Genomic DNA, 26,301 nt, shown 5'->3' with positions numbered 1-26,301 from the left:
GTTGAGCGCCACCCTTCTTGCCGTCCAGACCCTGAACGGTCTGCAACTGGGCATTCTCCTCTTTCTGATCGCCGCCGGCCTGACGCTGGTGTTCGGGGTGATGGATTGCATCAATCTGGCCCATGGGGTCCAGTACATGCTCGGCGCCTATCTGGCGGTTGCCGCCTATGCGCTCACCGGCAGCTTCTGGGGCGCGCTGGTGCTGGCGCTGATCGGCGCGCTGGGCCTCGGGCTCTTGCTGGAGCTGCTGGTGTTTCGCCACCTTTATGACCGGGACCACCTCGATCAGGTGCTGGCGACATTCGGCGTCATCATGTTCCTCAACGAGGGCGTGAAGGTGGTCTGGGGCGCCGCGCCCCTGTCCCTGCCGATGCCCGATCTTCTGTCCGGCTCCATCGTGCTGATGGACGGGCTGCTCTATCCGGTTTACCGGATCGCGCTGATCGGCGCCGGCCTCGGCGTGGCGTTGCTGCTCTATGTGCTGGTCAGCCGTACCCGCGCCGGCATGCTGGTGCGGGCGGGGGCGACCAACCCGGCCATGGTCGGCGCGCTTGGTGTCAACATTCGCCGGCTGTTCATGCTGGTGTTCGGCTTCGGCACCATGCTCGCCGGGTTCGCCGGCATTCTCGCAGCGCCGATCCTCGTCGTGGAACCGGGCATGGGCGACAATCTCCTGATCCTCGCCTTCGTGGTGATCGTCATCGGCGGTATCGGCTCGATTCGCGGGGCCTTCCTGGCGGCGCTGATCGTCGGTCTGGTCGATACGCTGGGGCGCGGCTTTGCCACCGACATCGCCAAGATGGTGCTGTCGCCGTCGGCCGCCAACGATGTCGGCCCGGCCATTGCCTCCATGCTGATCTACGTGCTGATGGCCGGCGTTCTATTCTTCCGGCCCACCGGCCTGTTCCCGGCCCGCAGCGGATGACCCTCATGACCGGATCGACCAGTTCTCACCGGCCGTCCCGCACGGACCTTGCCGCCGTTGTCGTGTTCGCCGCCTTCGCTCTGCTGCCCGCCGCGGCGGCGGCGATGGGCGACACCTTCATCGTTTTCTTCACCATTCGGGTGATGGTTTTCGCCATCGCTGCCGTCAGCCTGTCGCTGATCCTCGGGCAGGGGGCTATGGTCAGCTTCGGCCACGCCGCCTATCTCGGTTTGGGCGCCTATGCGGTCGGCATTCTTGCCGAACACGGCATCTGGGATGTCACCGTGTCGCTGCCGGTGGTGCTTCTCACCTGCGGCCTGTTCGCCGCGATCACCGGGGCGATCAGCCTGAAGACCCGGGGCGTCTATTTCATCATGATCACCCTGGCGTTCGGGCAGATGGCTTATTACACTGCCACCTCCTTGTCAGCCTATGGCGGCGACGACGGGCTCACCATGTGGGGCCGCACCGAGGTGTTCGGCTTCGCCCCGCTTGGCGACCGCACCACCTTTTATTATGTGGTGCTGGCCTGCCTGCTGGGGGTCTATCTGCTGGCGCGGATGATCGTCGCCTCCCGCTTCGGCCGGGTGCTGAAGGGCGCGAAGCAGAGTGAGATGCGCCTGCGCGCGGTTGGCATCGATCCTTATCCCTACCGGCTCGCGGCGTATGTGATCGCCGGTATGATGGCGGGTCTTGCCGGGGCGCTGCTCGCCAATGCGGCGGAATTCGTCTCGCCCGCCTACATGTCCTGGCACCGCTCCGGCGAGCTGATCGTCATGGTGGTGCTCGGCGGGCTGGGCTCGCTGCTCGGCGCGATCGTCGGCGCCGCCAGTTTTCTGGTGCTGGAGGAGCTGCTCTCCCACATCACCGAGCATTGGCGGCTTCTGTTCGGCCCGTTCCTTATCCTCGTCGTGCTGTTCGGCAGGGGCGGGATTACCGGCCTTCTGGGCAAGGGAGGCCGCAATGACTGAGCCGATCCTGCGTCTTCAGGACGTGCACAAGGCCTATGGCGCGCTGAAGGTGACCGATCACGTCAATCTCGATGTGCGCCCGGGAGAAATCCATGCGGTGATCGGCCCCAATGGCGCCGGCAAGACCACCCTGATCGGCCAGATTTCCGGTGCGCTCGCCGTCGATGGCGGCACCATCACCTTCGATGGGCAGGATGTGACTGCCAAGCCGATGCACCTGCGCGCCCGCGCCGGTCTGTCGCGCTCGTTCCAGATCACCGAGATCCTGCCCGAATTCACCGCGCGGGAGAATGTGGCGCTGGCGCTGCAGGCGCGGCAGGGCCATTCCTTCCGCTTCATCCGCAATGTGGCGCGCGACCGGGCGCTCAACGAAGGCGCGGAGCGCTGGCTTGGCGAACTCGGCCTTGCCCACCGGGCCGACACGCCGGCGGGCATTCTCTCCCATGGCGAGAAACGGGCGCTGGAACTGGCGATCAGCCTGGCGACCGAGCCGAAACTCCTGCTGCTCGACGAGCCGATGGCCGGCACCGGGCGGGAGGAGACCGACCGGCTGGTGGAGGTGCTGACCGGGCTGAAGGGGCGCTACGCGATGCTGCTGGTGGAACATGACATGGGCGCGGTGTTCGCGCTGGCCGACCGCATTTCCGTGCTGGTCTATGGCCGGATCATCGCCACCGGAACGCCGGAGGAAATCCGAGAAAGCGCCGAGGTGCGCGAGGCCTATCTCGGCGAGGAGGGCGCGGCATGAGCGTACTTCTGGAGGTGGAGGGGCTGGAGGCCTCCTATGGCGCCGCCCGGGTGCTGTTCGGCATGAGCTTTGCCATTGACGCGGGCGAGGTGGTGACGCTGATGGGCCGCAACGGCATGGGCAAGACCACCACCATCCGTGCGGTGATGGGCATGATCGCCGCCGATGCGGGCGAGGTTCGCTTCGAGGGGCAAAGCCTCACGGGCGCGCCATCCTACCGCATTGCCCAGGCCGGGCTGGGGCTGGTGCCGGAAGGGCGTCAGATCTTTCCGACCCTGACGGTGGAGGAAAACCTTGTCGCCACCGGCGCCAACCGGTTCGGCGCCGCCCCCTGCTGGACGCTGGAACGGGTCTACGGCTTCTTTCCGCGTCTGCGGGAACGGCGGGCCAACATGGGCAACCAGCTTTCCGGCGGCGAGCAGCAGATGCTGGCGATCGGCCGGGCGTTGATGACCAACCCCAAGCTCCTGATCCTCGATGAGGCGACCGAAGGTCTCGCGCCGCTGATCCGCCGCGAGATCTGGGAGTGCCTCGCCCGGCTGAAGCGGGAGGGGCAGTCGATTCTCGTCGTCGACAAGAACGTCGATGCGCTGGAAAGCCTCGCGGATCGCCATGTGGTGGTGGAAAAGGGCCGGGTGGTCTGGACCGGCAGCAGCGCCGAGCTGAAGGCCGATGCCAGCGTGCGCGAGCGCTATCTGAGCGTCTGAGTATCCCGTTCCCGCGATATCATGCCCTCCGATCCCGTTGCCCCTTGCAGGTGCCGGGATCGGAAAACGGGCAGGTCCGGGGTCAATGCGCGGTCAGGTAGGTGTGAGCCTTGCGCACAACGCAGGGCTCGTCTTCCCGCAATTTCCTTGCGTCTTGAGGCATGATTTCGTACCCCATCTGTCGACATCCATTCGTCATACGAACGCATTGGGGCGAACATGCCGACTTACCGGTCTAGAACGAGTACACATGGACGTAACATGGCGGGCGCGCGCGGCCTTTGGCGCGCCACCGGCATGAAGGATGGGGATTTCGGCAAGCCGATCATCGCCATCGCCAATTCCTTTACCCAGTTCGTTCCGGGCCACGTACATCTGAAGGATCTTGGCCAGTTGGTCGCCCGTGAGGTCGAGGCCGCCGGCGGTGTCGCCAAGGAGTTCAACACCATCGCGGTCGATGATGGCATCGCCATGGGCCACGACGGCATGCTCTATTCGCTGCCCTCGCGCGAGATCATCGCCGACAGCATCGAATACATGGTCAATGCCCATTGCGCCGACGCCATGGTCTGCATTTCCAATTGCGACAAGATCACGCCCGGCATGCTGATGGCGGCGCTGCGGTTGAACATCCCGGCGGTGTTCGTCTCCGGCGGGCCGATGGAAGCGGGCAAGGTCAAGCTGGCCGACGGCACCGAAAAGGCGCTCGATCTGGTCGATGCCATGGTCGCCGCTGCCGATGACAACATGTCCGATGCGGATGTGCAGGCCATCGAGCGCTCGGCCTGTCCGACCTGCGGCTCCTGTTCGGGCATGTTCACCGCCAACTCGATGAACTGCCTGACCGAGGCGCTCGGGCTGGCGCTGCCGGGCAACGGCTCGACGCTGGCGACCCACGCGGACCGCCGCCGCCTGTTCGTCGAGGCCGGACATCTGATCGTCGATATCGCCCGGCGCTATTACGAGCAGGATGATGCCAGCGTGCTGCCGCGTTCCATCGCCAGCCGTGCGGCCTTCCACAACGCCATGTCGCTGGACATCGCCATGGGCGGTTCGACCAACACGGTGCTGCATCTCTTGGCCGCGGCCCGTGAAGGCGAGATCGACTTCACCATGTCCGACATCGACAAGCTGTCGCGCAAGGTGCCGGTGCTGTGCAAGGTGGCGCCGTCCGTCGCCAACGTGCACATGGAAGACGTGCACCGGGCCGGTGGCATCATGGGCATTCTCGGTGAGCTGGACCGGGCCGGGCTGCTCGACACCTCGCTGCCGACGGTGCATGCGCCGTCAATGGAAGACGCGCTGAACCAGTGGGATATCAAGCGCACCTCCAGCGAGACGGTGCGTTCGTTCTACAAGGCCGGACCGGCGGGCGTGCCCAGCCAGGTCGCCTTCTCGCAGGATTGCCGCTACGACAGCGTCGATGATGACCGGGAAGCCGGCGTCATCCGCACCCGCGACCACGCCTTCTCACAGGATGGCGGCCTTGCCGTTCTCTATGGCAACATCGCCGAGGATGGCTGCATCGTGAAGACGGCGGGCGTCGATGATGCGATCCTGAAGTTCACCGGTCGGGTGCGGATCTTCGAAAGCCAGGATTCGGCCGTGAGCGGCATTCTCACCGGCAAGATCGTTGCCGGTGACGTGGTGCTGATCCGCTACGAAGGCCCGCGCGGAGGACCGGGTATGCAGGAAATGCTCTACCCGACCAGCTATCTGAAGTCGAAGGGCCTTGGCGCGGCCTGCGCGCTGGTCACCGATGGCCGCTTCTCCGGCGGCACCTCGGGCCTGTCCATCGGCCATGTCTCGCCGGAAGCGGCGGAAGGCGGGCTGATCGCGCTGGCCGAGGAAGGCGACACGCTGGAGATCGACATCCCCAACCGGACCATCCATCTGGCCGTCTCCGACGCCGAGCTTGCCTCGCGCCGCGCGGCGATGGAGGCCAGGGGCGAGGATGCCTGGAAGCCGCAGGAAAAGCGCACCCGCAAGATCAGCACGGCGCTGAAGGCCTATGCCATGCTGACCACCTCCGCCGCCGAAGGCGCGGTGCGCAAGGTCGACTGACCGGGCGTCATATCCTGCGGCGGGACACCGTCGCAGGGGCTGATCGTCCTGCCTTGAAAAGCAAAACCCCGCCCGTGCCGGTCGCACGGGCGGGGTTTTTCGTTGTGTCGCGGCGGTTTTGCGGGCGTTCCGTCAATCTTCCCAGTGGACGCCGGTGAGATCGTTCGCCTGGATCGGGGCGTTGCGCCACATGCCCTTCAGCTTGGCATTCCACACCCCGGCCTTGGCGAGCTGGAACAGATAGACATTCACCGCATCCTCGGTGATGCGCCGCTGCGCCTCGGCCATCAGCTTGTAGCGGGTGTCGGTGTCGGTCGCCGCCTCAAGCTCGGCCATCACCTTCTTGAACTCCGGGCTGTCGTACTGGAAGTAGTAGTCGTCCCGGCCATAGATGCCGATGTCCATCGGCTCGGTATGCGAGACGATGGTCATGTCGTAGGTCTTGCCCTTGAACACGTCGCTGAGCCACTGCGCCCATTCCAGCGGCACGATTTCCAGCTCGATGCCGATCTTCTTCAGGTCCGAGGCGATCAGCTCGCCGCCACGGCGGGCATAGGCGGGCGGCGGCAGCTTCAGCGTCGCCTTGAAGCCTTCCGGGTAGCCCGCCTCCGCCAGCAGCGCGCGGGCCGCATCCAGATCGAGCGGGTAGGTGCCGACAAGATCCTGATAGGCCGGATGGTGCGGGGCGAAATGGGTGCCGATCGGCGTGCCGACCCCGAACATGGCGCCATCGATGATCGCCTGCCGGTCAATCGCATGGGAAATCGCCCGGCGCACGCGCACATCCGCCAGCGGCCCGGCCTTGTTGTTCATGGCCAGAATGGTCTCGCCCTCGGTCGATCCGACGTCGACGGTGAAGCGCGGGTCCGCCTCCAGCATGGGCAGGTTTTCCAGCGCCTGAAAGATCGGGAACCCGTCCACATCGCCGGCGAGCAGCGCCGCCAGCGCGGCGGCCGGGTCGGCGATGATCTTGAAGGTCGCCTTGTCGAGCCGCACCGGTGCGCCCCAGTACTCCGGGTTCTTGCGAAGCACGATCCGGTCGCCCTGCACCCACTGGCTGAAGGTGAAGGGGCCGGTGCCGACCGGCTTTGCCTTGTTGCCGGCCGCGCTCTCCGGCGCGACCATCGCCGCATCGCCCCAGCCAAGGTTGAACAGGAAGGCGCCGTTCGGCTGGCTCAAGGTGACCTTGAGGGTCAGCGGGTCGACCACCTCGACGCTCTCGATGCCGGAAAACAGCGGCTTTTGCGCATTGGTGCTGTCCTCCCCCCGGGCGCGGTCGAGCGAGAATTTCGCGTCCTGCGCATCGAACGTGGTGCCGTCATGGAAGCGCACGCCGTCGCGCAAGGAGAAGGTGTAGGTCTTGCCATCCTCGGAAATCTCCCAGCTTTTCGCCAGCCAGGGCAGGACCGCGCCTTGCGCGTCAATCCGCGTCAGCCCTTCGAAGATATTGGCGTAGGTGATCTCGTCGATGGCCGCCGCCGCGCCGGCGGTCGGGTCGAGATGCGGTGGCTCCAGCCTGATGCCAAGGGTCAGGTCCGTACGCGCGGCTTGTGCCGCACCGGGCAGCACCGCTGTCGCGGCACCGAGCGCCAGTCCCGCGAGCATCAGGGCCCGCCGGCTGAAAGTCACCATCATTGCAATCACCTCCCGTTGAAGATCCATCCGCCCGTCAGATTCGGCCGGTCAAGAGTGCCAAGCTTGCCTGCGCCATCACCTTGGCGCTGTCCACCATATCGTCGATGCCGACGAATTCATCCGGCCTGTGAGCCATGTCGAGAATGCCCGGGCCATAGGCGATGCAATCATGCAAATGGCCGATCCGGGCAATGTGTTTCTGATCGTAGGTGCCGGGCGAGATCACGTAGTCCGGCGCCTTGGCCAGAACGTCGCGGATCCCGGCGGCCACAGCCCGGACCACCGGCGCCTCCCGGTCGGTCATGGTCGGGATCACTTCCATCAGGTCGCGGATCGAGTAGTCGAAGTTGTCGCGGGTCCGGCTCAGGTCGTCGAGGATCGAGACCACCTCGGCCTTCACATCGGCCAGTTGCTCCTCGATCAGGTAGCGCCGGTCGATCACCATCCGGCAACTGTCGGGCACGCACGGGGAGGGCAGGCCCTCGAAGCCTTCCGGCTGGCCGCCATGCATGCTGTTGATGTTCATGGTCGAGGAGCGCGCGCCTTCCGGCACCACCGGCATGTCCGTGTGCTTTGCCGCAAGCTTGGGATAAAGTTCGGTCTCGAACCGGTTCAGCACCGCACCCATGTGGCGCACCGCGCAATCGCCGAGAAAGGGCATGGAGCCATGGGCGATGGAGCCATGGGTTTCGATTTCCGCCCACCACACGCCGCGATGGCCCAGGCAGATGCGATCCTTGTTGAGCGGTTCGGGAATGATCACGTGGTCGACCCGCGGCGGCGAGAACAATCCCTTGCTGGCCAGATAGGCCACACCGCCGAAGCCGCCGGATTCCTCGTCCACCGTGCCGGAAATCTCGATGGCGCCGGGAAGATCGGGCATCGCCTCGATCAGGGCTTCGACGGCGATGATCGAGGCGGCAAGCCCGCCCTTCATGTCACAGGCGCCGCGACCGTACACCTTGCCGTCACGCACGATCCCGGCGAAGGGGTCGACCGTCCAGCCATGGCCGGCCTCGACCACGTCGATATGCGAGTTGAAGTGGACGCAAGGACCGGGCGCGCGCCCTGCGTAGCGGGCGACCACATTGGTGCGCGGGTAGCGGGCGCTGTCGCCGGGCGTGTCCTCGCCGCGCAGGTAGCGCACCGAAAAGCCCCGCCGCGCCAGCCGGTTGCCGATCAGTTCGGCGCAAGGGGTATAGGCCTCCCCCGGTGGATTGACGGTCGGAACGCGGATCAACTCCTGGGTCAGCGCGACGAGATCGTCCCGCTTGTCCTCAATGCGCTGAAAAAGCGCCTCCAGCATGTGGGCCCCCGGTGCTATGAATGGCCGATGCGAGGTGATCGGCAACCCATGGTGCACCAGCAACCGCACGCTTTCCAGCAGAACCGCGAGGCCTTTTCGCGGGCGGCGGTCTGTTGTCGCTCCCATGGCGCCAGGCCGCTGTTCGCGTTGCGGCAGGTGGCGCGGCGCAGGTGTGCGCCCGCATGAACGAGACTGCCGAAAGGGGCGCCAAAGGCAAGAGCTGGCGTGGCTGGGCAACCGGCATTGCCGCCGGAGCGCTGGCGGTGGCCGCGCTTGTCGCCGCCGTTTGGATGCGCGGTGAGGCGCGGCGCGGGCCAACCGTGATCCGGCCGTCCGTTGAAGCGCCAGTGGGCGCCGATCCGCTGGCGAGCCTGCCGGAGACCGATCGGCAGCGGCTGATCCGTCCGGGGCTCGACCGGCCGGCGACCTTCAAGCGGGTGTTCATGGGCCGGCCGGAGGCTTTGTGCGCGGAGCTGACCGGGATTGGCGTGCCGATGTCCGACTGGCGGCCGGACCCGCTCGTGCCCGGCGCCTGGTTTTGCGCCAGCGATCTGGTCGCCATTGGCGCGCCGGGCGCCGATGGGCGCAGCTCCTCCCTGTTCGTCAATCTGCGTGGCCTCGACAAGGAAGGCCTCGGCAGCGTGCGGATCAAGCTGAACGGCGACAACCCGCGCACCGCGCCGCTGGCAAAGGCGGCGCTGCTGCGTGTGCTGGAGGCGGTGGGCGCGCGCTATGGCTGGCCGCTGCCGGATGCATTGCGATGGGCGGTGGAGCGCGGGCAGCCCCTGCGGCTTGTCGAACACGGGGTGGACATGAAGGTGCTGCCGGAGGATCCGCGTCTGTTCGACGATGCGGCGAACGTGCGCCGTCTCAATGTGATCCTCGACTTCCCAACTGTCGACCTTCTGGCGCCGGCGGAGCTGTTCGCCCCCTTCGCCTGGGAGCGGGGCCGGCGGCAGCGCGGCCCGCGCCCGCAGGTCGCGCCCTTCGCCGTGCCCACAGGGCAAGCGCCAGAGACCCAAGAACCGGTCACGGAAGCGGAATGAACTCCGTCTCGTCGCCCGGCACCGTGTCGAAGCGGCGCTGTTTCCAGTCCTCCTTCGCCTGGTCGATCCGCTCCTTCGAGGAGGAGACGAAGTTCCACCAGATATGCCGGGGTCCGTCCATCGGCTCGCCGCCAAGCAGGAGGAAACGCGCCGGACCACCGGCCGCGCGCACGGTGATGGCGTCGCCGGGCTTGAAGACGAGAAGCTGCCCGGCGCCGAAGCGTTCGCCGGAGATCTCCACCTCGCCCTCCACCGTGTAGAGCGCGCGCTCTTCATGGGTGGCGTCGATGGGGATGCTGCGTCCGGCCTCCAGGGAAATATCGGCATAGATGGTTTCCGAGGCGGTCTTCACCGGCGAGCGCGCACCGTAAAGCTCCCCGGCGATGACCCGCACGCTGGCACCCTTGTCGCTGAGAACCGGCAGGTTGGCGCGGCCCACATGCTCGAAGGTCGGCGCGGTTTCCTCCGCGTGGATGGGCAGCGCGACCCAGCTCTGGATGCCGAAGATCCTGCGCCGGGTCTTGCGCCGCGCAGGATCCTCCCGCTCGGAATGGACGATGCCCTTGCCGGCGGTCATCCAGTTGAGGTCGCCCGGCCGGATCGGCAGGTCCGAGCCGAGGCTGTCGCGGTGGTGGATCTCGCCGTCGAACAGATAGGTGACGGTGGCCAGGCCGATATGCGGATGCGGGCGCACGTCGATGCCGCCGGTCTCCAGGAATTCCGCCGGTCCCATCTGGTCGAAGAAGATGAACGGCCCGATCATCTGCCGCTTGGGCGAGGGTAGGGCGCGGCGCACCTCGAACCCGCCAAGATCGCGGGCACGCGGCACGATGATCGTGTCAATCAGGTCGCAGGCACCGGCATCGCCCGGCTGCGGGTCAAGATCGGGCATCCAGGTCATGGTTTTTCTCCCCATGAGAGCGGTTTGGCGTCTCGCAATTTACACCTGATCCAAACATAATGCGGGCGCGCGCCGTGACGAGACAAGCATCCGGCGACAGACTGTCTTCGGTCGGCGGACAATCCACCCGGCGGCGGACGGTCGAGGGTTTCGTTTGTTCCTTCCGCTGCGGCGGGCGTTCCTGAAGAGAGTTTCCACCTTCATGCTCAATGTTCTTCTGATCACCGCCGACCAGTGGCGCGGCGACTGTCTCGGGGCTGCCGGGCATCCGCATGTGAAGACGCCGAACATCGACGCGCTGGCGCGTCAGGCGGTCTATTTCAAGAACCATTTTTGCCAGGCCGCACCCTGCTCGCCGGCCCGCGCCTGCCTCTACACCGGCCTTTACCAGATGACCAACCGGGTGGTGCGCAACGGCACGCCGCTCGATGCCCGGCACGACACCATTGCTCTTGCCGCCCGGCGCGCCGGCTATGACCCGACCCTTTTTGGCTATACGGACCAGTCGGTCGATCCGCGCACCGTGTCGGGAGACGATCCGTGGCTGCGCACCTATGAGGGCATCCTGCCGGGCATGAGCGTTCGGGTGCGGGTGCCGGAGGATCACGGCCCCTGGCTCTCCTGGCTGGAAAAGGGCGGGCGCAAGCTGCCGGAGCGCGGCCAGGATGTGTGGCTGCCGGATGGCGCGCCGGCCGACCCGCCCTCCGGCACGCCGCCGCATTATGGCGCGGAGGAGACCGAGACTGCCTTCCTCGTCGGCGAATTCCTGCGCTGGCTCGACGAGGTCGAGGCCTCGCCCGCGGCCACCGCACGGCCCTGGTTCGCCCATGTCAGCTTCATCCGTCCGCATCCGCCCTTCATCGTGCCCGAGCCCTATGCCTCCATGTACGATCCGGCTGAGGGGCCGGCGTTTCGCGGTGCGGCCAGCCCGGACGAGGCGGCGGCGGTGCATCCGTTCCTTGCCTATTCCATCGACAAGCAGGACAAGGCCGACTTCATCTGGGGTGCGGAAGGCAAGGTTCGCGACTGGGACGAGGCGACCCGGCGGCGGATCCGGGCGACCTATTGGGGCATGGTCTCGGAGGTGGATGCCCAGATCGGCCGGATGATCGACGGGCTGAAGGCGCAAGGGGTCTGGGACAACACCCTGGTGGTGCTGACCTCCGATCACGGCGAGATGATGGGCGACCACCAACTGTTCTCCAAGCTCGGCTTTTACGACCAGAGCTTCCACATTCCGCTGGTGGTGCGCGATCCGCGCAAGGAGGCCGGGCATGGACGGGTGGTGGAGGCCTTTACCGAATCCGTCGACGTGATGCCGACGGTGCTGGAGGCGATTGGCGCGGGCTATCCGGGCTGGATCGACGGCCGGCCGCTGACCGCGTTCCTCGACGGCGAGACACCGGCCGACTGGCGCGATGCGGTGCATTGGGAATACGATTTCCGCGAGGTCGCGTCCGGTGCGGCGGAGGCAGCGCTCGGCCTGCCGATCGACGCCAGCGGCATGGCGGTGATCCGCGATGCGGATGTCAAATACGTGCATTTCAGCGGCTTGCCGCCGCTGTTGTTCGATCTGGCCGATGATCCGAATGAGACCCGCAATGTGGCCGACGATCCGGCCTATGCCTCGGTGCGGCTGCACTATGCGGAAAAGATGCTGGCCTGGCGCGCGCGCCATCTCGACAAGCGGCTGACCGGCATCGAGCTCACCGAGGACGGACCGGTGGACGCCCGGGCAAGTTAGGGGCGGTGCGAGGGGCTGGCGTGGCTCGCCGTTTCATGAAAACGCGCGAGGCCACGCCAGTCGGAACCTCTCGCTTAGATCGTGCCGCCCAGTTCGGCGCCGAGATCCTGCAGCTCCTTGCCGCCGGCCATCAGGTTCTGCAATTCATCGATGGTGATTTCGTCCTTGGTGTGGGTGCCGAGGGTCTTGCCCCGGTTCAGCACCGTGAAGCGGTTGCCGACCGCATAGGCGTGGCGCACGTTGTGGGTGATGAAGATCACCCCAAGCCCCTTGGCCCGCACCTGATTGATGTATTTCAGCACCATCGAGGTCTGGGCCACGCCGAGCGCCGAGGTCGGCTCATCGAGGATCAGGACCTTGGCGCCGAAATAGACCGCTCGGGCGATGGCGACGCATTGCCGCTCGCCGCCGGACAGGGTGCCGACCGCCTGTTGCGGATCGCGTACGTCGATGCCGATCCGGTGCATCTCGTCGCGGGTCACCCGGTCTGCATGGGCCATGTCCATGTATTTGAACGGCCCCACGCCCTTCAGCGGTTCGCGCCCCATGAAGAAATTGCGGGTGATCGACATCAGCGGGATCATCGCCAGATCCTGATAGACCGTGGCGATGCCCGCATCGAGCGCCTCGCGCGGGCTGCTGAAGGACACCGGCTGGCCATCGACCAGGAAAGTGCCGCCGGTGGGCGCGTGGACGCCGGACAGGGTCTTGATCAAGGTCGACTTGCCGGCGCCATTGTCGCCGAGCAGGCACAGCACCTCGCCGGAATGCACCTTCATCGACACGCCGCCAAGGGCGATGACGGAGCCGAAGTGCTTGACGATGTCGCGCACCTCGATGAGCGGCGTGCCGGTTTCGCTGGTTGTCTGGGTCTCGGTCATGGCCTCAGCGCTCCCCCGTCGCCCGCTTGCGGATGAAGTTGTTGAACAGCACCGCCAGCAGCAACATGCCGCCGAGGAACACCAGATACCAGTCCTGGTCGATGCTGGTGTAGGTCAGGCCGATCAGCACCATGCCGAAGATGATGGCGCCGAAGAACGCGCCAATGGCCGAGCCGTAGCCGCCGGTCAGCAGGCAGCCGCCGATCACCGCGGCGATGATTGCCTCGAATTCCTTCTGAAAGCCCCGACGGGCATCGGTGGAGCCCGCATCCAGCACGGTGAGGATGGCGACCAGCGCGGCGCAGACGGCCGTGCCCATGAACAGGATGGTCTTGACCCGCCGCACCGGCACGCCGGAATTGCGCGCTGCGTTGGCATCGCCGCCGGCGGCGAAGATCCAGTTGCCGAACTTGGTGCGCAGCAGCACCCAGGTGGCAAAGAGGGCAATGCCGACGAACCAGAGGATCTCCACCGGCACGCCGGTGACCTTCGGCGTGCCGTTCTTGAACGTATCGATCCAGCCATTGGCGGCGAACCAGGCGAACAGCCCCTCGAAGGCATCGCCGGAGAAGAAGGTCAGCATCAGGCTGTCGCCGGCCGCTTCCTTGACGCCGCGCAACTGGGTGGCGCCGCCGGTGGCCCATTTCAGGCCGACCAGCGTCAGGCCGCGCAGGATGAACAGGAAGGCAAGGGTGACGATGAAGGAGGGCAGGCCGGTGCGCAGCACGATCTGGCCGTTCAGCGCGCCGATGCCGGCGGCAAAGGCCAGGGTCGCGGCGATGGCGACGACAAGCGGCATGTCCCAGGTGACGAGAACGGTGCCGAAGGCAAGTCCGGCGAAGGCGACCATCGAGCCGACCGACAGGTCGAACTCGCCGCCGACCATCAAGAGCGCGGCGCCAATGGCCAGAATGCCGAGCTGAGCCGCCGGGGCCATGAAATTCATGATGCCGGCAAGGGTGAACATCGCCGGATTGGCGACGATCAGGAAGAAGCAGGTGACAAGCACCAGGCCGGCCAGGGCGCCGAGCTCGGGGCGGCGCAGCAGCCGGGTCATCGCCGTGGTGCGGATCAGTCGCTCGTCGGGGGCATCCGGAGCGGATGCGGCAAGATTGCCATCGCTCATCTGCGGGCCTCGGTTCTTGGTTCGCCAGAAAGCGGGTCGTCAGGGAATGGGTGCGGGAGCATGGCCCGCAGCTTCCGGAGAAGCGCGGCCGGTCCGGGCAGGGCGCCGGACGGCCGATGTGAAGCGGGGGAAAGCGCGAGCTTTCCCCCGGAGGGCGTCTTAGCGGATGCCCTTGGCGGACAGGTCGATGACCTGCGCGGCCTTGTCCTTGGTGACAAGGTTCGGGCCGGAGGGCACGTTGCCGCCCGGCATCAGGCCGTAGCGGGCATTGTTGGCCAGGAACACCACCGGCAGGTAGCCCTGCAGATACTGCTGCTGGTCGATGGCGAAGGTCGCGTCGCCGTCGACGATCGACTGCAGGAAGTTGGCCGACATGTCGAAGGTCGCCACCTTCACGCTGCCGTTCATGCCGCTGTCCTTGACCGCCTGCACCACCGGCTCGCCGGCGAGCGAGGCGCCGAGGGCCATGATCGTGTCGATGTCGCCATCGGAGGCAAGGGACGCCTTCACCTTGGACAGGATTTCCGCCGGATCGTTGGTGGTCGGCAGCACGGTGACGGAGCCGCCGAAGCCATCGGCAAAGCCCTGGCAGCGCTGGTCGAGGGCAAGGTTGCCGACCTCGTGGTTGACGCAAAGGCCCTTCTTGCCGCCCATGGAGGCGAGCGCCTCGCCGGCCTTCTTGCCCGCGTCATACTCTTCCTGGCCGACGTGCAGCAGCGCGCCGAGCGAGGCGGAAACCTGGCTGCCGGAGTTCATCGAGATCACTGGGATGCCGGCGGACACCGCCTTGCGGATGGCGTCGCCGAGCGCGTCGCCATCGGGGATCGAGACGATCAACCCGTCCGGCTCCTGATTGACGGCCGCGTCGATCAACTGGGCCATGGCCACCATGTCGAAGGTTTCCGGCGCCCGATAGTCGACCGTCACGCTCATGTCCTTGGCGGCCTGGGCCACGCCGTTCTTGACCACCGACCAGAACGGGTCGGATGCCTGACCATGGCTGACGACGATGATGTTGATGTCCTCGGCGGCCATCGCCGGGGCCTGCGGCGCGGCTGCGGTCAGGCCGACGACCGCAGCGGCGGTCAGAAAGGGGGCGAACAAACGTTTCATGCGGTTTCCTCCCGAAGTCCCCTTCAAAGGGGATGACAATGACTTTTCACCTTCCCATCCTGCGCCGCCCCGGGCCCGGTTTTGCGGGTTCTTCTTCTTTGGCCAGCTGTGTATGACAGCCATGGCGCAAGCGCGGCGACGCATTCGACCCAAAGGTCGGAATGATGCATTCTAAAAATCATCATGTGGAATTTTTATTCCATTTTTCGGGCGGGAGTGTCAAGCTGGAATCCATGGCCGGAAAGTGCCCGCGGCGATGATGCATGGGGCGCCGGCCAGGCCGGAACGGGAACGGGAATGAGCGAGACTGACGGAACACCGAGAGACTTCGATACCCTGCGCGCGCTTCTGATCGAGCGGCGCCCGGACATGCCCAAGCGGCTGGCGCAGGTGGCGGCCTTTGCCGTCGACCGGCCGGACGATGTGACCTTCGGCACGGTGGCGGCGATTGCCGAACAGGCTGGCGTGCAGCCCTCGACGCTGGTGCGCTTTGCCCAGTCGCTCGGCTATCAGGGGTTTTCGGAGTTGCAGGACGTGTTCCGCGCCCGCCTGCGCGACCGCTGGCCGGACTATGACGAACGGCTGGAGGTGCTGCGCCGGCGCAGTGCCGACAGCCAGGGGGCGCATGCCCTGTTCGGCGATTTCGTCGACACGGCGGTGACCTCGCTGATCCGCCTGCGCGACACCATCGAGCCGGCGCGCATGGATGAGGCGGCGCGGCTGATCGCCGGGGCGCGGGCGATCTACCTGCTCGGCCAGCGGCGCGCCTTTCCGGTCTGTTCCTACATGGCCTATGCGCTGGCCAAGCTCGGCTCGCCCACGGTGCTGATCGACAATGTGGCCGGGCTCGGCCCGGAGCAGGCGGAGGCCGCCGGACCGGAGGACCTGCTGATCGCCGTCAGCTTCACGCCCTATACTTCGCTGACCGTGGATGTGGCCAATGCCGCCGCCGCGCGGGGCGTGCCGGTGCTGGCCCTGACGGATTCGCCGTTTTCGCCGCTGATGGAGTCGGCAAAGGTGGTGATCGAGGTGATCGAGGCCGATCTCGGCGCCTTCCGCTCGCTGTCTGGCACCTTGTGTCTGGCGATGGCGCTCTGCGTGGCCGCTGCGGAAATCCGCCGCGCGGAGGCGGAGGAGAAAGGCCCAGCGCGCGCCTGAGGCGCGCGGGACCGCATTTGCGTCTGATGTTTAGAGCCGGACCGGCTGCCCGCTTTGTGCTGCCGCGGTTGCCGCATCGGCCAGAAGCTGGGCCTTGAGGCCGTCCTCGCCATCGGGAGACGGGGCCTTCTCGCCGCGCGCGCAGGCAAGGAAGGCGTCCAGTTCCAGCCGGTAGGCGGCGGCGTAGCGCTCCAGGAAGAACGGCTGTACCGGATCGGCGGTGAAGCCGCCGCCAGTGGCCAGTTCCACGCTGGTCTCGTGGATGTTGCCGGCCCGCAGCAACCCCTTGGCGCCATGCACCTCGACCCGCTGGTCATAGCCGTAGGTCGCCCGCCGCGAGTTGGAGATCTGGGCGATCTTGCCGCTGGCGGTGCGCAGCAGAACGGCGGCGGTGTCCACATCGCCGGCCGCGCCGATCGCCGGATCGACCAGGCTGGAGCCGACCGCATGCACCTCGACCGGCTCTTCGCCGAGCAGGAAGCGGGCCATGTCGAAATCGTGGATCATCATGTCGCGGAACAGCCCGCCGGACCGTTCGATGTAGGAAACCGGCGGCGGGGTCGGATCGCGCGACAGGATCGTCACCAATTCCACATCGCCCACCTGGCCGTCGTCGATCCGCGCCTTGAGGCTCGCGAAGTTCGGGTCGAAGCGCCGGTTGAAGCCGATGAACAGCGGCACGCCGCTGTCCTTGACCACACCCATCACCGCGCGGATGCGCTCCGCCGACAGGTCCACCGGCTTTTCGCAGAAGATCGCCTTGCCGGCCCGGGCCGCCTGCTCGATCAGATCCGCATGGGTGTCGGTGGGCGAGGCGATCAGCACCGCGTTGCAATCCGGCGAGGCCAGCGCCGCCTCGGCGGTGACCACCGGCGCGCCGACACGAGCCGCCAGCGCCGTCGCTGCCGCGTCCACCGCGTCGGCGATGCCGAAGATCTTCAGATCGCCGCGTTCGCTGGCGCGCGCGGCAAGGTTGCTGGCATGGATCTGGCCGATGCGGCCGGCCCCGATTACGGCGATGGAAAGCACGGGTTGGACCTCGCAAAAGAATGTTTATTCCATATTGACCGATGTATAGAATTCACGTTTCATTCGCGCAAGGGGCCCGGCGCGCGGCCCGGGCAAAAATCGGCTTTTGAACATCTTTCGTCGCTGCCTGATGGCGGCGACCACGGACGGAAAGGCTTGGCATGACTTCTCTCGGCGTCGGTCTGATCGGAACCGGATACATGGGCAAGTGTCATGCACTGGCCTGGAACGCGGTCAAGGGCGTTTTCGGCGATGTCGCCCGCCCGCGTCTGGAACTCCTGTGCGAGGTGACACCGGAGCTGGCGCGGGAGAAGGCGGAGGCCTTCGGCTTTGCCCGGGCGACTGCCGACTGGCGGGCGCTGGTGGCCGATCCGGCGGTGGATGTGGTGTCGGTCACCACCCCGAATGAATTCCACGCCGAAATGGCGATTGCCGCGCTTGAAGCCGGCAAGCATGTGTGGTGCGAGAAGCCGATGGCGCCGGCGCTCGCCGATGCTGAGCGCATGAGCGCGGCCGCAGCGGCCTCGGGCCGGGTGGCGCTGCTTGGCTACAACTACATTCAGAACCCTATTTTCCGCCAGATCGGCCGGCTGCTGAAAGAGGGGGCCATCGGTACACCGTTCCAGGTGCGCGCGGAGATGGACGAGGACTTCATGGCCGACCCGGATGCGCCGTTCCACTGGAAGAGCGCTGCGGCCTCCGGCTATGGCGCGCTCGATGATTTCGCCGTGCATCCGCTGTCGCTGATCCAGCGCCTGTTTGGCAATGTCGCCCGGGTGTTCTGCGACATGGGCCAGCCCTACGCGACCCGGCAGGATAAGGGCAACCCGCGTGTGGTCGAGACCCATGACATGGCCAACCTGCTGCTGCGGCTGGAAAACGGCATGCAGGCAAGCCTTCTGGTCAACCGCTCCGCCTGGGGGCGGAAAGGCCGCATCGCCCTGCAGATCTTCGGCTCGAAGGGATCGATCCTCTACGATCAGGAGCGCATGAACGAGGTCGAGGTCTACCGCGCCGTCGGTCCCGAGGCGGAGCAGGGCTACACCCGAACCCTGGCCGGTCCCGCCCATGCGCCCTACGGCCAGTTCATTCCCGCGCCCGGTCACGGTCTTGGCTTCAACGATCTGAAGGTGATCGAGTGCCGGGAGCTGATCCGTCTGATCGCCGGGGAGACGGCCACCGCCATCACCTTCGCCGAGGGGCTGGCCATCGAACGCACGGTTCATGCTGCGGCGCGCTCCTTCGCCGAGGGCGGCTGGGTCGATGTTGGCACGGTGACGGAGTAGGGGACGCGGAAGCGGCAGCGGCTCAGGTGAAGCTTGTCCGCTCCCGTTCCACCTCGCTGGCGATGAAGTCGGCGACCACGCGCACCCTGCGCATCTCGCGCAAGCTCTCATGCAGCACCAGCCAGTAGCTGCGGGAAATTCGTTTCTCCGGCAGCACCGGAACAAGTTTCGGATCGCGCCGGGCGATGAAAGCATGAAGGATGCCGATCCCGGCGCCGGCGCGCACCGCCTCGGTCTGGCCGAGCGCCGAGGCAATCTCGAACCGGGGGCGGAATGCCCGGTCGATCTCATCCGCATAGGCAAGGGCTGAGGCGTAGACCAGATCCTCCACATAGCCGACCAGCGCATGGGTGCGCAGGTCCTGCGCCGTTTCGGGCATGCCCGCGCGCTCCAGATAGGCCTTCGAGGCATAGAGCCCGAGGCTATAGTCGACCAGCTTGCGGGCGACCAGCCGGCCATGTTCCGGCCGCTCGACGGTGATGGCGATATCCGCCTCGCGCCGCGACAGCGACACGGCCCGGGGCACCGGCACCAGTTGCAGCGTCAGATCCGGATGCCGCGCGGCCAGCGTGCCGAGCCGGGGGGCGAGAAAGGCGACGCCGAAGCCGTCCGGCGCGCCGATCCGCACCGTGCCGGAAATGGCGATGTCGCCGCCGCCGATATCGGCGCGCGCGCCAAGCATCTCCGCCTCGATCCGCTCCGCCGTTGCCCGAAACCGCTCGCCTGCAGGGGTGAGCAGGGAGCCGGTGGTGCGCCGGTCCACCAGCTTCACCGCCAGATCCTCCTCCAGCGCCGACAGCCGCCGGGCGACCGTGGCATGGTTGACCCCCAGCGCGCGGGCGGCGGCCAGAAGCTGGCCGGCGCGGGCCACCGCGAGGAAGATGCGCAAGTCATCCCAGTTCATGAAAGAGTGCCTGTCGGTTCAAGGGTATCGGGGTCGCGACTATAATTTATGCACAACGGTTGCGGCAATGCGTCTATTGCGAAAGACAAAAAACGAAGGCATCAAACAGGGGTCGCCTGGGCATGTCGCATGACATGCGGGGGCACGAGAATTTGCAAGCCATCCGGGCGATCCGACCGGGATGGAGACAGGGAGAGAGCGACCCATGGAAACGATTGGACATTTCATCGGCGGCAAGCATGTTGCCGGCACGTCGGGACGGTTCGCGGATGTCTACAATCCGGCGACCGGTGAGGTTCAGGCCAAGGTGGCGCTGGCGAGCAAGGACGAGCTGCGCGCGGCGGTGGAGAACGCGGCGGCGGCACAGCCGGCCTGGGCTGCGCAGAACCCGCAGAAGCGCGCCCGCGTTCTGATGAAGTTCGTCGATCTGCTGCACCGCGACATGGACAAGCTGGCCGAGGCGCTGAGCCGCGAGCATGGCAAGACCATTCCGGATGCCAAGGGCGATGTGATCCGTGGTCTTGAGGTTGCCGAGTTCTGCATCGGCGCGCCGCATCTCCTGAAGGGCGAGTTCACCGAGGGCGCGGGCCCGGGCATCGACATGTATTCCATGCGCCAGCCGCTGGGTGTCGTCGCCGGCATCACGCCGTTCAACTTCCCGGCGATGATCCCGATGTGGAAGTTCTGCCCGGCGATCGCCGCCGGCAACGCCTTCATCCTGAAGCCGTCGGAGCGCGATCCCTCCGTGCCGATGATGCTGGCCGAACTGATGCTTGAGGCCGGCCTTCCCGCTGGCATCCTCAATGTCGTCAACGGCGACAAGGAAGCGGTCGACGGTGTGCTCGACGATCCGGACATCATGGCGGTCGGGTTCGTCGGCTCCACGGCGATTGCCGAATACGTCTATTCGCGCGGCTGTGCCAACGGCAAGCGGGTGCAGTGCTTCGGCGGTGCCAAGAACCACATGATCATCATGCCGGATGCGGACATGGATCAGGCGGCCGATGCGCTGATCGGCGCCGGCTATGGCGCGGCTGGCGAGCGCTGCATGGCGATTTCCGTGGCCGTGCCGGTTGGCGAGGCTGCCGCCAACGCGCTGATGGAGCGGCTGATCCCGCGGGTGGAAAGCCTGAAGATCGGGCCCTACACCGCCGGCAACGACGTCGACTTCGGTCCGCTGGTCACCGCCCAGGCGCGTGAGCGCGTGCTTGGCCTGGTGGAGCAGGGCGTGAAGGACGGCGCGACCCTTGCGGTCGATGGCCGCGACTTCACCATGCAGGGCTATGAGAACGGCTACTTCATGGGTGGCTGCCTGTTCGACAATGTCACCAAGGACATGTCGATCTACAAGGAAGAGATCTTCGGCCCCGTGCTGTCGGTGGTGCGCGCCAAGGACTACGACGAGGCGCTCGATCTGCCGATGAGCCACGAATACGGCAATGGCACCGCGATCTTCACCCGCGATGGCGACACCGCCCGCGACTTCGCCAGCCGGATCAACATCGGCATGGTCGGCATCAACGTGCCGATCCCCGTGCCGCTTGCCTACCACACCTTCGGTGGCTGGAAGCGGTCCGGCTTCGGCGACCTCAACCAGCACGGCCCGGATGCGTTCAAGTTCTACACGCGCACCAAGACGGTCACCTCGCGCTGGCCGAGCGGTCTGAAGGACGGCGCCGAATTCGTCATTCCGACGATGAAGTGAGCCCCGGTCCGGCCCGCCAGGGCCGGATCGATCATGCCGGTGGCATGATCGAAGGGGCGAACGCGGTCGAGGGTAAGCGGCTCTGGCCGCGTCGAGACCGCCAGCCGGTCCGGCTCACAAGCTCAACCCGTCCCGGTTCTTTCCGGGACGGACGAGTTGAACGCTCAAGAAAGTGCCGGATCGATCATGCCGGTGGCATGATCGAAGGGGCGAACGCGGTCGAGGGTAAGCGGCTCTGGCCGCGTCGAGACCGCCAGCCGGTTGGGGCGAACGTGCATCGAGGGTAAGCGGGCGCCAGCCCGCGCCCTGACCACCAGCCGGTTGGGGCGAACGCGCATCGACGGTAAGCGGGTTCCACGCTGTTTGGAATAAGAGGATCAAGCGCCCCACACGCAGCGTCCTCCCGGACGCCGCGAAGCGGCGAGCCGGGATCGGCGAGGCACGGCCTGGCGGCTCTTCCCCGGCTGGCCAACGCTGGCTCTTTGGCTCTCCGATCCCGGCTCGCGCCAAGGCTTGCCTGGAATGACGCCGAAGGGTGTCCCTGCCTTCTGGCATCAGGACACACACAAACGCACTACAGGATACCGGACCTACCCGGTTCGGGTGATCCAGATCAGAGGGTGGGAGCGCATGCTCCCGCCCTCTTTGCGTTTTGTTTGGCGGTGCAACATCGGGTTTGCGCTTCACCGATGCGGAGGTTACGTTCGGGTCAATCGTGCGCGCAAGGATGGCGTTCGGAAGGATAAAACAGGTGAGGGATCAATGACGCAGCGTGAAGTGGTTCTGGTGTCGGGCGTGCGCACGGCGATTGGCAGTTTTGGCGGGTCCCTGAAGTCCGTGCCGCCCTGCGAGTTGGCCGGCAAGGTGACGGCGGAGGCCATTCGCCGCTCCGGGGTCGGGGCGGAAGAGATCGAGCATGTGGTGTTCGGACATGTGATCAACACCGAGCCGCGCGATATGTATCTGGCCCGGGTGGCTGCCGTCGATGCCGGCATTCCGGTCGAGGCGCCGGCGCTGACGTTGAACCGCCTGTGCGGATCTGGCGCGCAGGCGATTGTCTCCGGCGCCCAATCGATCCTGCTGGGCGATGCCGATATCACCTTGGCCGGCGGCGCGGAATCCATGAGCCGTGCACCGTTCTCCAGCCCTGGCGCCCGCTTCGGCGTCAAGATGGGCGATGCGGTGATGCATGACATGATGCTTGGCGCGCTGAACGACCCGTTCGGTGGCGGTCATATGGGCATCACCGCGGAAAACGTGGCCGAGCGCTACAACATCAGCCGGGAAGCACAGGACGCGCTCGCGGTCGACAGCCAGCACCGCGCCGGCATTGCCATTCGCGACGGCCGCTTCAGCGAGCAGATCCTGCCGCTGGATGTGAAGGTGGGTCGGAACACCATCAAGTTCGACACCGACGAGCATGTGCGCGCCGACACCTCGCCCTCGACGCTGAGCGCCCTGCGCCCGGTGTTCCGCAAGGATGGCTCGGTAACCGCCGGCAATTCTTCCGGCCTGAATGATGGCGCGGCGGCGGTGGTGCTGGCCGACCGGGAGACGGCCGAGCGGCGTGGACTGAGGCCAATGGCTCGGCTGATCGGCTATGCCCATGCGGGCGTGGCGCCGGATGTGATGGGTATCGGTCCGATCCCGGCGGTGCAGAAGCTGCTGGAGAAGACCGGTATGAGCCCGGCGGATTTCGACGTGATCGAATCCAACGAGGCGTTCGCGGCGCAGGCCTGCGCGGTGATGCGGGAGCTGGGCTTCCCCTCCGACCGGGTCAATCCCAATGGCGGGGCCATCGCGCTCGGCCACCCGGTCGGCGCCACCGGCTGTATCATCACGGTGAAGACCATGTACGAGTTGGAGCGCACCGGTGGGCGCTACGGTCTTGTCACCATGTGCATCGGCGGCGGTCAGGGCATCGCCCTGGCGCTGGAGAACCTCAGCGCGGCCTGATGGTTGTGGCGGCGCCCGCTTGCGCGGGGGGAGGGGCGCCGCCGGTCCTTCGATGGTCGGATGTCATAGCGGAGTAGCTTTCGTGATCAGATCCTTTGCCGCGGCGCTGGTTGCCGGTGCGTGTCTTGTTGCCGGCGCCGTGCGCGCCGAGGAGCCCGCGCCGCCGCCGTTCACTCTGACTGGCGAGGCCGGGCACCCACTTGTCGGGCGCATCTGGTCGGTGGCGGACAAGAGCTTCGTCACGCCGAAGGAGGTCTCCAAAGCGGCGGTCGCGGCAAGCTTCGTCCTCTTGGGCGAGATCCATGACAACCCGGATCACCATGCGCTTCAGGCCTTTGTCCTGTCCGCCGTCGCCGCCTCGGGGCGCAAGCCGGCGACGGTGCTGGAGATGCTGCCCAGTGATCGCCAGGCGCGGGTCGATGAGTATCTGGCGGAAAAGGAACCGACGCCGGACGGGTTTGGCACGGCGGTCGGCTGGGCGGAGTTGGGCTGGCCCGATTACCGCATCTATCAACCGGTGATCGCGGCGGCGATGGGCGCCGACCTGCCGATCATCGCCGGGGACGTGCCGAAGAAACAGCGCCGGGAAGTTGGCCGGGATGGGCTCGCCAGCCTTGGCGAGGAAGCGCTTGCGAAGATGGCCCTCGACCAGCCGCTGGGGGAGGCCGCTGACGCGCGGCTGTTGCAGACCCTCTTTGAGGGGCATTGCGAGATGATGCCCAAGGAAGCGCTCGTGCCGATGGCCAATGTGCAGCGTCTGCGCGACGCTGGGCTCGCCAACGCCATGCTGGCGGCGGCTGGTGAGGGGGCCGATGGCGCGGTGCTGATCGCCGGCGCCGGTCATGTGCGCGCCGATCTGGCGGTACCGCAATATCTGCGCTGGCGGGCGCCCTCCGCCGGGCTGGTGACCATCGCCTTCACCGAGGTTACCGCCGGCGAGGTGGACCCGGCGGCCTATGCGGTGCCTGAGGATGGCGCGGCGGCGCCTTACGATTACCTGTGGTTCACCCCGCGCGGCGGGCGCAAGGATCCGTGCAAGGAGCTCAGCGCCCGCTTCGACAAGCTGGGGAAGAAGAAACCGAAAGCGGCGGAGTGATCCGTCGTTTCAGTCCTTGTCCTTGTCCGTCTCCGTTCGCGTGTTGGGGGCGGGGTCCTGTGCCGGTGCGGGGGTGTCGAAGGAGGCCCGGCGGCGGGCGATGACCTTGCCGCGCGCGCGGCGCATCCGCACCCTGGAGATCGCCCGGCGGCTGGCGCGGGCCACATCGTCGCGGGAGAAGAAGAACGGCAACACCGGCTCCCTTAGCTCCGCATGTTCGACGGACAGGCCGATTTCAGTGATGGCGTGGTCGTGATCTATGGCCCGCACCACAAGGTCGATGGCGCCGTGAGCGACCCGGTCGGTCGGCTCGATATCGTCGCCCAGCTCCCGCCGCATGTAGTCGCGCAAAGTCAGCGCCGCATCCTCCTTGCGCACATGAAAGCCGTAGACCGCGCCGACGTCGGAGAGCAGTGCGTCGGGATCGAGCGGGAAGTCGCCGAACAGCGCCGGGTCGTGCCCGTCCTGAGTGGCGCCGGCGAACAGGGCGTCGAGCGCAGGGACCTGCCGGGCGGTGGTGAGAATGTAGAGCTGGTCACCCGGCTGCGGCCGCCCGGCCTTCTGCGGGCGCAGGCTCTGGCCGTCGCGCAGGATCAGGACCGGCCGCGCCCAACGGGGGATGCGCCCGCCGCGCGCCACCGCGCTGCCCGGGTGCACGCGGTAGCCCACCAGTTCGTGATCCTGCCCGCCCGGCAGTTCCAACTCGATCCGGTCCACCGGCCCCATGCGCGGCGGCACGATCAGCCGCAGCCAGAGCGCCAGCGGGCGGATGGTCCAGCCTTGCAGCACCAGCGAGGTCAGGACGATCAGGAAGGTGATGTTGAAAATCGTCTGGGCATTGGCGAGCCCGCCGATCAGCGGCAGGATCGCCAGCAGGATCGATACCGCGCCGCGCAGGCCCACCCAGGAGACGAAGGCGATCTCCGCCCGGGTGAAGCCGAAGGGCAACAGGCAAAGCCAGACGGCGATGGGCCGGGCGATGAAGATCAGGACGGCGGCGAGGGTGAAGCCGGGCAGGGCCACCTCGCCGAATTGGGACGGGGTCGCCAACAGGCCGAGGGTGACGAACATGCCGATCTGGCCGAGCCAGGTCATGCCGCCCTGGAAGTTCTTCAGCGCCGGCTGTTGCCGCATCCGTACATTGCCGCACAGGATGCCGGCCACGTAGACGGCGAGAAAGCCGCTGCCGCCGGCGAGCGACGTGGCGCCGGACAGGGCCAGCGCCAGCGCCAGCACGACGATCGGATAAAGCGCCGGCTCCAGATTGACCCGGTTGACCAGTTGGACAATGGCGTAGCCACCAGCAAGACCCGCGATCAGGCCGATGCCCATCTGCTGGGCGAACTCGGCGAGCAGGCCCAGCCCGGCTTCCTCGCCGCTGGTGCCGGCGACGATCATGCCGACGAGCGTGACGGTGAGGAAGATTGCCATCGGGTCGTTCGAGCCCGATTCCACCTCCAGTGTCGCCGAGATCCTCTCGCGCAGATGAATGCCGCCGACCCGCAGCAGAAAGAACACCGCCGCCGCGTCGGTCGAACCGACGATGGCGCCCAGCAGCAGGCCTTCGATCCAGGGCCAGCCGAACAGGAAATGCGCGGCGAGGCCGACCAGGCCGGCGGTGACGGCCACGCCGATGGTGGCGAGGGTCAGCGCCGGAAAGGCGGCAAGGCGGAAGGTGGCGAAGCGGGTGCGAAATCCGCTGTCGAACAGAATGATCGCCAGCGCGATGGAGCCGATGAAATAGGCGGTGCGGGTATCGGCGAACTCGATGCCGCCGGGGCCGTCCTCGCCGGCGGCAAGGCCGACGAGGAGGAAGACGAGCAGCAAGGGCGCGCCGACCCGAAAGCTGATCAGCGATGTGAACACCGACACGGCAACGAGGCCAGCGGCAATCAGAATCACCAGATTGAGCGTTTCGAGCATTGGTGGCGCGGGCCTTCCGGCGCGGGAGGCCCGCGCCCGTGACGAGGAATCGGACTGATCCTCCTACTATAGGCCAA

21 protein-coding genes are annotated in these 26,301 nt (G+C 66.7%); 12 read left to right on the top strand and 9 right to left on the bottom strand.

All coding sequences use genetic code 11. The features are described 5' to 3' along the window. Nucleotide 1: 1 nt before the first annotated feature. The 5 genes from IEV83_RS11210 to ilvD all read left to right on the top strand — a co-directional run bounded on the left by IEV83_RS11210 (nt 2) and on the right by ilvD (nt 5,415). Nucleotides 2-925 (top strand): branched-chain amino acid ABC transporter permease, encoded by a 924-nt coding sequence (locus tag IEV83_RS11210; protein ID WP_181759156.1) that lies wholly within the window; start codon nt 2-4, stop codon nt 923-925. A gap of 5 nt (nt 926-930) precedes the next feature. Next, nucleotides 931-1,896, top strand: coding sequence for a branched-chain amino acid ABC transporter permease (locus IEV83_RS11205; RefSeq protein ID WP_308683736.1), 966 nt, complete (start codon nt 931-933; stop codon nt 1,894-1,896). Then, entirely contained in the window at nt 1,889-2,644 is a 756-nt protein-coding gene (locus tag IEV83_RS11200; protein ID WP_181759158.1) for an ABC transporter ATP-binding protein, read from the top strand. Before IEV83_RS11205 ends, IEV83_RS11200 begins: the two co-directional genes overlap by 8 nt. Further along, nucleotides 2,641-3,351 (top strand): ABC transporter ATP-binding protein, encoded by a 711-nt coding sequence (locus IEV83_RS11195; protein WP_181759159.1) that lies wholly within the window; start codon nt 2,641-2,643, stop codon nt 3,349-3,351. Before IEV83_RS11200 ends, IEV83_RS11195 begins: the two co-directional genes overlap by 4 nt. Nucleotides 3,352-3,570: 219 nt before the next feature. Then, nucleotides 3,571-5,415, top strand: coding sequence for a dihydroxy-acid dehydratase (ilvD, locus tag IEV83_RS11190; protein ID WP_181759160.1), 1,845 nt, complete (start codon nt 3,571-3,573; stop codon nt 5,413-5,415). Between the two features lie 132 nt (nt 5,416-5,547). Here ilvD and IEV83_RS11185 read toward each other — a convergent pair whose 3' ends face one another. Together IEV83_RS11185 and IEV83_RS11180 are read right to left on the bottom strand one after the other, a co-directional pair. Continuing rightward, nucleotides 5,548-7,050, bottom strand: coding sequence for an ABC transporter substrate-binding protein (locus tag IEV83_RS11185; protein WP_181759161.1), 1,503 nt, complete (start codon nt 7,048-7,050; stop codon nt 5,548-5,550). A 34-nt stretch (nt 7,051-7,084) separates the two neighbouring features. Next, nucleotides 7,085-8,356: an acetylornithine deacetylase/succinyl-diaminopimelate desuccinylase family protein gene (locus IEV83_RS11180; protein ID WP_181759162.1), complete on the bottom strand. Its 1,272-nt coding sequence runs from the start codon at nt 8,354-8,356 to the stop codon at nt 7,085-7,087. Nucleotides 8,357-8,538: 182 nt separating this feature from the next. Between IEV83_RS11180 and IEV83_RS11175 the strand changes: the two genes are divergently transcribed. Then, nucleotides 8,539-9,402, top strand: a complete 864-nt coding sequence (locus tag IEV83_RS11175) for a DUF6030 family protein (protein ID WP_181759163.1) — start codon at nt 8,539-8,541, stop codon at nt 9,400-9,402. On the opposite strand, the gene IEV83_RS11170 is transcribed toward IEV83_RS11175, so the two are convergent. Then, nucleotides 9,386-10,303: a pirin family protein gene (locus IEV83_RS11170; RefSeq protein WP_181759164.1), complete on the bottom strand. Its 918-nt coding sequence runs from the start codon at nt 10,301-10,303 to the stop codon at nt 9,386-9,388. The genes IEV83_RS11175 and IEV83_RS11170 overlap by 17 nt on opposite strands. 202 nt (nt 10,304-10,505) lie before the next feature. Here IEV83_RS11170 and IEV83_RS11165 point away from each other — a divergent pair, with 202 nt between their 5' ends. Further along, complete coding sequence (locus tag IEV83_RS11165; protein WP_181759165.1) at nt 10,506-12,047, top strand: alkaline phosphatase family protein; 1,542 nt, start codon at nt 10,506-10,508, stop codon at nt 12,045-12,047. A gap of 74 nt (nt 12,048-12,121) precedes the next feature. On the opposite strand, the gene IEV83_RS11160 is transcribed toward IEV83_RS11165, so the two are convergent. The 3 genes from IEV83_RS11160 to IEV83_RS11150 all read right to left on the bottom strand — a co-directional run bounded on the left by IEV83_RS11160 (nt 12,122) and on the right by IEV83_RS11150 (nt 15,167). Beyond that, nucleotides 12,122-12,928: an ATP-binding cassette domain-containing protein gene (locus IEV83_RS11160; RefSeq protein ID WP_181759166.1), complete on the bottom strand. Its 807-nt coding sequence runs from the start codon at nt 12,926-12,928 to the stop codon at nt 12,122-12,124. A 4-nt stretch (nt 12,929-12,932) separates the two neighbouring features. Further along, complete coding sequence (locus IEV83_RS11155; protein ID WP_181759167.1) at nt 12,933-14,054, bottom strand: ABC transporter permease; 1,122 nt, start codon at nt 14,052-14,054, stop codon at nt 12,933-12,935. A gap of 159 nt (nt 14,055-14,213) precedes the next feature. Continuing rightward, nucleotides 14,214-15,167: a sugar ABC transporter substrate-binding protein gene (locus IEV83_RS11150; RefSeq protein WP_181759168.1), complete on the bottom strand. Its 954-nt coding sequence runs from the start codon at nt 15,165-15,167 to the stop codon at nt 14,214-14,216. A gap of 297 nt (nt 15,168-15,464) precedes the next feature. Here IEV83_RS11150 and IEV83_RS11145 point away from each other — a divergent pair, with 297 nt between their 5' ends. Next, a complete protein-coding gene (locus IEV83_RS11145) occupies nt 15,465-16,325 on the top strand; it encodes a MurR/RpiR family transcriptional regulator (RefSeq protein WP_181759169.1) in 861 nt (286 codons plus the stop codon). A gap of 30 nt (nt 16,326-16,355) precedes the next feature. Here the strand turns inward: IEV83_RS11145 and iolG are convergent, their stop codons facing one another. Continuing rightward, nucleotides 16,356-17,354, bottom strand: coding sequence for an inositol 2-dehydrogenase (gene iolG, locus IEV83_RS11140; protein WP_181759170.1), 999 nt, complete (start codon nt 17,352-17,354; stop codon nt 16,356-16,358). 161 nt (nt 17,355-17,515) lie between these two features. Between iolG and IEV83_RS11135 the strand changes: the two genes are divergently transcribed. After that, nucleotides 17,516-18,640 carry a Gfo/Idh/MocA family protein gene (locus tag IEV83_RS11135; protein ID WP_181759171.1) on the top strand — a complete coding sequence of 375 codons (1,125 nt, stop codon included), beginning with the start codon at nt 17,516-17,518 and terminating at the stop codon, nt 18,638-18,640. A gap of 22 nt (nt 18,641-18,662) precedes the next feature. On the opposite strand, the gene IEV83_RS11130 is transcribed toward IEV83_RS11135, so the two are convergent. Beyond that, nucleotides 18,663-19,544 (bottom strand): LysR family transcriptional regulator, encoded by an 882-nt coding sequence (locus IEV83_RS11130; RefSeq protein WP_181759172.1) that lies wholly within the window; start codon nt 19,542-19,544, stop codon nt 18,663-18,665. Nucleotides 19,545-19,749: 205 nt separating this feature from the next. Here IEV83_RS11130 and IEV83_RS11125 point away from each other — a divergent pair, with 205 nt between their 5' ends. The 3 genes from IEV83_RS11125 to IEV83_RS11115 all read left to right on the top strand — a co-directional run bounded on the left by IEV83_RS11125 (nt 19,750) and on the right by IEV83_RS11115 (nt 24,301). Further along, entirely contained in the window at nt 19,750-21,249 is a 1,500-nt protein-coding gene (locus tag IEV83_RS11125; protein WP_181759173.1) for a CoA-acylating methylmalonate-semialdehyde dehydrogenase, read from the top strand. Nucleotides 21,250-22,011: 762 nt separating this feature from the next. After that, entirely contained in the window at nt 22,012-23,205 is a 1,194-nt protein-coding gene (locus IEV83_RS11120) for an acetyl-CoA C-acyltransferase family protein (protein WP_181759174.1), read from the top strand. Between the two features lie 82 nt (nt 23,206-23,287). Continuing rightward, nucleotides 23,288-24,301: a ChaN family lipoprotein gene (locus tag IEV83_RS11115; protein ID WP_181759175.1), complete on the top strand. Its 1,014-nt coding sequence runs from the start codon at nt 23,288-23,290 to the stop codon at nt 24,299-24,301. Between the two features lie 9 nt (nt 24,302-24,310). On the opposite strand, the gene IEV83_RS11110 is transcribed toward IEV83_RS11115, so the two are convergent. Next, nucleotides 24,311-26,224, bottom strand: coding sequence for a potassium/proton antiporter (locus tag IEV83_RS11110; protein WP_181759176.1), 1,914 nt, complete (start codon nt 26,222-26,224; stop codon nt 24,311-24,313). Nucleotides 26,225-26,301: the final 77 nt, after the last annotated feature.

Source organism: Stappia taiwanensis (genome assembly GCF_014635285.1).
In the GTDB taxonomy this organism is placed as follows: domain Bacteria; phylum Pseudomonadota; class Alphaproteobacteria; order Rhizobiales; family Stappiaceae; genus Stappia; species Stappia taiwanensis.
This window is presented reverse-complemented; position numbering and strand designations above follow the sequence as displayed.